The sequence below is a fragment of the Thioclava sp. SK-1 genome, assembly GCF_001705665.1.
Classification (GTDB): domain Bacteria; phylum Pseudomonadota; class Alphaproteobacteria; order Rhodobacterales; family Rhodobacteraceae; genus Thioclava.
On sequence record NZ_MDHA01000081.1, the window covers coordinates 1 to 4,727 of the forward strand.

At 56.8% G+C, this 4,727-nt stretch carries 3 protein-coding genes, 4 pseudogenes and 1 other annotated feature; of the genes and pseudogenes, 3 read left to right on the forward strand and 4 right to left on the reverse strand.

Annotated elements, in window-relative coordinates; translation table 11 throughout:
- Window positions 1–532, reverse strand: a 532-nt coding sequence (locus tag BFP70_RS18585; protein ID WP_141693270.1) for an IS110 family transposase, incomplete at its 3' end; no start/stop codon positions are given.
- A gap of 83 nt (window positions 533–615) precedes the next feature.
- Here BFP70_RS18585 and BFP70_RS18590 point away from each other — a divergent pair.
- Window positions 616–858: pseudogene (locus BFP70_RS18590) on the forward strand (IS5/IS1182 family transposase); the annotation flags it as partial.
- Here the strand turns inward: BFP70_RS18590 and tnpB are convergent.
- Window positions 820–1,029, reverse strand: a pseudogene (tnpB, locus tag BFP70_RS21620) (IS66 family insertion sequence element accessory protein TnpB); the annotation flags it as partial. The pseudogenes BFP70_RS18590 and tnpB sit on opposite strands and share 39 nt — an antisense overlap.
- 707 nt (window positions 1,030–1,736) lie before the next feature.
- On the opposite strand from tnpB, the pseudogene BFP70_RS18595 reads away from it, so the two are divergent.
- Window positions 1,737–2,421 (forward strand): annotated as a pseudogene (locus BFP70_RS18595) (IS6 family transposase).
- Window positions 2,422–2,728: 307 nt separating this feature from the next.
- On the opposite strand, the pseudogene iolB reads toward BFP70_RS18595, so the two are convergent.
- Together iolB and BFP70_RS18605 are read right to left on the reverse strand one after the other, a co-directional pair.
- Window positions 2,729–3,262 (reverse strand): annotated as a pseudogene (iolB, locus tag BFP70_RS18600) (5-deoxy-glucuronate isomerase); the annotation flags it as partial.
- Between the two features lie 66 nt (window positions 3,263–3,328).
- A protein-coding gene (locus tag BFP70_RS18605) for an IS3 family transposase (RefSeq protein WP_141693271.1) occupies window positions 3,329–4,539 on the reverse strand; the annotation gives its coding sequence in 2 pieces (ribosomal slippage) (window positions 3,329–4,269 and window positions 4,269–4,539; 1,212 coding nt in all).
- Window positions 4,160–4,276 (reverse strand) — a sequence feature (AL1L pseudoknot). (Overlaps the previous gene by 117 nt.)
- A gap of 24 nt (window positions 4,540–4,563) precedes the next feature.
- On the opposite strand from BFP70_RS18605, the gene BFP70_RS20870 reads away from it, so the two are divergent.
- Window positions 4,564–4,727, forward strand: a 164-nt coding sequence (locus BFP70_RS20870; protein WP_141693272.1) for a transposase, incomplete at its 3' end; no start/stop codon positions are given.

Genomic DNA, 4,727 nt, shown 5'->3' on the forward strand with positions numbered 1-4,727 from the left:
TATCCACGGCAGCTCGTGCGGCTTCCGGCATGTTTCGAGCGGCAGCGATCAGACGCTCAACGTTTTGGATGCCCTTTGCCACCACAATGCCGAACTCGCCAATATGCGCCCGGATCGCGTTGATGATCTGCGTACGCTGCCGTACGAGGAAATCCCGTGTCTTATGGTCAAGCAGAGCGGCTTGGGTCTCGACCGATTTCACTGGCACAAAGCGCATCGTCGGGCGCGTGACCGCTTCGCAGATGGCTTCCGCGTCCACCGCGTCTGTCTTGCCTCGCTTCACATAAGGCTTGACGTAAGCGGGTGGCATGAGACGGACCTCATGCCCCAGCGCGGCAATTGCCCGCCCCCAGTAATGCGCCCCGGCGCAGGCTTCCATGCCCACAACACACGGTGCAAGCCGCGAGAAAAACAGCAGCAGTTGCGCCCGCCGCAACTGGCGGCGACAGACAACTTTGCCGGTCGCGTCGACCCCATGAACCTGAAAGACATTCTTGGCCAGATCGAGGCCGATCGTGATAGGCTGTTCCATGGATGGCTCCTTTCGGTGGCTGTACTCAGACCCACCCTGGCACATCGCGATGCCGTTTGGGGGGGCCATCCACACCATCAATGGCAGCCATCTCGCGAAACGAAATTCTGCGGGCGACGCAACGTCTGGGGCGATCGATCTGGAAGAAAGGGACCGACTACCACGCGCGGAGTCGCGTCGAAGCCCAGATGAACCATCTGAAGCTTTTGGGCGATCGGATCATGTCGCGAGACCCCGACCGCCAGACCGCCGAAATCCAGATCCGCATCGCCATCATGAACCGCTGCTCAGCTCTTGGACAGGCCGAGATCAAGGCCGTCGGATAAGGTCAGCAGGATAGAGGCTAACGCGTCCTGACGTCTGATTTGCGCAACAACGCCGTTCAGCGCCATCACCCCGTCCTTGATCGCAGGCCAGGTAAAGGGTGCCTCCTCCAACCGCTTGTAAGCCATCACCAGACCGGTGCCGTCCCAATACAGAAGCTTCAGCCTATCGGCACGGCGCGAGCATCACATCGAGCGTGTAATCCATTGAAAAATATAGGGCATATATCGACTGCTCAAGTGTCGGGAAATCTATGTGTTTTGGAGACCCGGGAAGTAGCGTTATAGTTGTACCAGAACCGCTGAAGATATCCAATGACAACGGGCTTGTCTCATACGCGCGCCCTATAAAATTTCCATCCCATGAAAGCTCCAACGGCAGAAAATCTGGCTGCCTAAATAAGCTGTAAGCATCCACGGATATAGTCAGGAATATTTGGGAAATCTGATACCCTGCATCCATCGTAAGATTACAGGAACGAGTACTATTACTGCCCGTAGCGCCAGCTGTTGATCCGCAGTTATACCCTATCCACCCGAAGCTATTTGAGTTGTTTGAGCAATACCCGTTAGGCGACCCAGAAATAATATTTCTGCCCACGTCCAAAGCAGCGTTAAACACCTTTGGCTGGTAAGTTGTCGTGATCGTGGCCGCATCTACTCGCTAACTGGAACAATCCAGAAAAGCCATAAACATAACGAGATATAAGGGAAATTTCATCATAATCCGTAGCCTTCTCGGAAATCATCACAAAGCTTGCTGAAACTGCTTGCAACGCTCGTAAGCATAACCATTTTTGGGGGCTCTGTCGCAAATTTTTCTGTTTTGAATTTTCTTTGATATGTTCGCGTCGTCAATTGGTTGCGACGGAGCGGACGGCATGATCGATTTCAAGGGTGCGCATTATCCGAAGTCGGTGATTTTACACGCCATCTTTTTCTATGTCCGCTACTCAGTCTCCTATCGAGACCTTGGGGAGATTCTGACCGAGCGCGGCGTCACGGTCGACCACACCACGTTAAATCGCTGGGTGGTGAAATACGCGCCGCTGATTGCCGCGCGGGCGCAAGGACGGAAGCAGGCGTCGGCCAAATCGTGGCGGATGGACGAGACTTACATCAAGGTGAAGGGGCGTTGGACCTACCTTTACCGTACCGTGGACCGCAACGGTCAAACCCTTTATTTTATGCTATCCGAGCGGCGCAACCTGGCCGCTGCCCGGCGATTTTTCAAACGCGCGATTGCGGTGAATGGCGTGCCAGAGCGCGTCGTCATCGACAAGAGCGGTGCCAATCTGGCCGGGCTTCAGGCAGTCAATGTAATCGGCGAAATTTACCGGCAACGGGCGTGTGATCGAGATCCGTCAGGTCAAATATCTGAACAATATCCTCGAACAGGACCACCGCTTTATCAAGCGGATCACGCGCCCGATGATGGGGTTTAAAGCGTTTCAATTTTCCGCCGCCACCACCGCTGGCATCGAGACTGCGCACATGATCCGCAAAGGGCAAATGTCGTCAAATGAACTCCACGCATCTCCGGTCTTTGCGGCACTCGCAGGATAATAATGTCCGATAGAGGGGTATCTCCAGCTGGGCGGGAAATTTGCGACATAACCTCCGCAAGTTCATGCCCGCGAAACGGACACGCTGCGCGAAATCGCCGGAATGGGATGCCTGCCGAAACGCAGTCCACGGGATGATCCGTCTCGTAAAAATTGTAGGCCGTTCAATCGTTCTTGCGGGAAAGGGCGGCACCGGTATCACCGGTGCCGCCAGTCGGTCGTTCACAGGGAGGTTGTAGATAACTAATTCTACAGGGAAACATGGGGTTTTCCAAAAAACGAATAAGAATACTTATGTAAAATAATGCTTAGTCCATCAGATGCTCGACTGCGGGCGCCGGCACGAACCGCCATTTGCGCAGTGGGCCCGCCATAACGTTGAGGTAATACATCTCAAATCCGTAGGGCGCCCCGCAGGGATGGTGCCCGCGCGGGACCAGCACAACGTCGCCGTCGCTCACCGATATGGTCTCGTCCAACTGACCGTCATCGGCGTAGACCCGTTGGATGCCAAACCCATTGCCGGGGTTGAGGCGGTGGTAATAGGTCTCTTCCAGATAGGAGATGCGCGGGAAATCGTCTTCGTCGTGGCGGTGGCTCGGATAGCTCGACCAGTGGCCTGCAGGGGTGAATACCTCGGTGACGAGCAGGCTGTCGCAGTAGTCCTGGTTCTCCGTCGCGATGTTGTTGATGAAGCGCGTGTTCGCCCCCTCGCCCCGCTGCGTCAGCGTGATGCCGTCAGGCCCTATCCTGCCCGCGGCGTGGCCCGATTTACCCGGCGCCTTGCACACCGCGATGGTCGCCTCCGTGGTTGTTTCCAGCGACCAGTGGCTGTCGTTGGGGGGCCTTGCCAACTTGTTTTTGCGTGATGAACCGCGCCCGGTTTGCCGGAGGCTGATTGACGTTAGTTACGCTGCCATGGCTTCAGTTTCCAGAGCTGCGTAGAAGTTGGCCTCTGCTTCTGCTGGCGGGATGTTCCCGATGGGCTCGAGCATGCGGTGGTTGTTGAACCAATCGACCCATTCCAGTGTCGCGTATTCAACGGCTTCGAAGGTGCGCCATGGGCCGCGACGATGGATGACTTCGGCTTTGAACAGGCCATTGATCGTCTCGGCCAGCGTGTTGTCATAACTGTCGCCGAGGCTGCCGACTGAAGGCTCGATGCCCGCCTCGGCCAGTCTTTCGGTGTCTTTAATCGACAGATACTGGCTGCTACGGTCACTGTGATGGACCAGCCCAGCACCCTTGACCGGGCGGCGCTGATGGACGGCCTGTTCGAGGGCATCCAAGACGAACCCGGCATGAGGGGAGGTGCTGACCCGCCAACCAACAATCCTCCGAGCATAGGCATCGATAACGAAAGCGACATAAGCAAACCCCTCCGAAGTGGCGACATAGGTGAAGTCTGAAACCCACAGCATGTTCGGCGCGGGCACGCGAAACTGGCGATTCACCTTGTCCAGCGGGCACGGCAGCTTCTTGTCCGGGACCGTCGTCTTATGCGGCTTTCCCCGGATAATGCCTTGAATACCCATGCTCTTCATCAGCCTTGCGACGGTGCAGCGGGCTACGTCGAAGCCTTCCCGTCGCAACTGCCGCCAGACCTTGCGCACGCCATAGACCTGCCAGTTCGCATCGAAAACCCGCTGGATCTCGGGTCGAAGCGCTTCATCGCGCTTGGCACGATCCGACAGTCGCGTCGGATCGGCGCGCTTGGCCAGATGGTCATAATAGGTGGCAGGGGCAATCGGCAGTGTCTCGCAGATCGGTTCGACCCCATGCGCACCGCGATGGTCATCAATGAACTTGACCATCACTTCGACCTGCGGTCGAACTCCGCCATCGCAAAATACGCGCTGGCCTTGCGAAGGATTTCATTCGCCTGGCGCAGCTCGCGGTTCTCGCGCTCCAAAGCCTTCATGCGCTCGCCCATCTCGCTGGAGACGCCCGGGCGCTTGCCGCTATTGACCTCGGCCTTCTTGACCCAATCGTTCAGGGTCTGAGGCGCACAGCCGATCTTCCCCGTGATCGACATGATCGCTTGCCAACCCGATCCATGCTGGCCCTCATTGTCGAGGACTGGACTTGCATCACTTACGTTCCGGTTTTCTGTGAGCAATGCTCGCTTTGAAGGAGACTGGATATGGCAGCCAAGCATAGTGAAGATTTCAAGCGCGAAGCGGTTCGGATCGCGGCGCACAGCGGCCTGACACGGCGACAGGTTGCGTCGGACCTTGGGGTTGGTTTTTCGACCATGGGCAAGTGGATGCGGGATTACTCGACCGATCCAACAGCAGCTGAGGACGC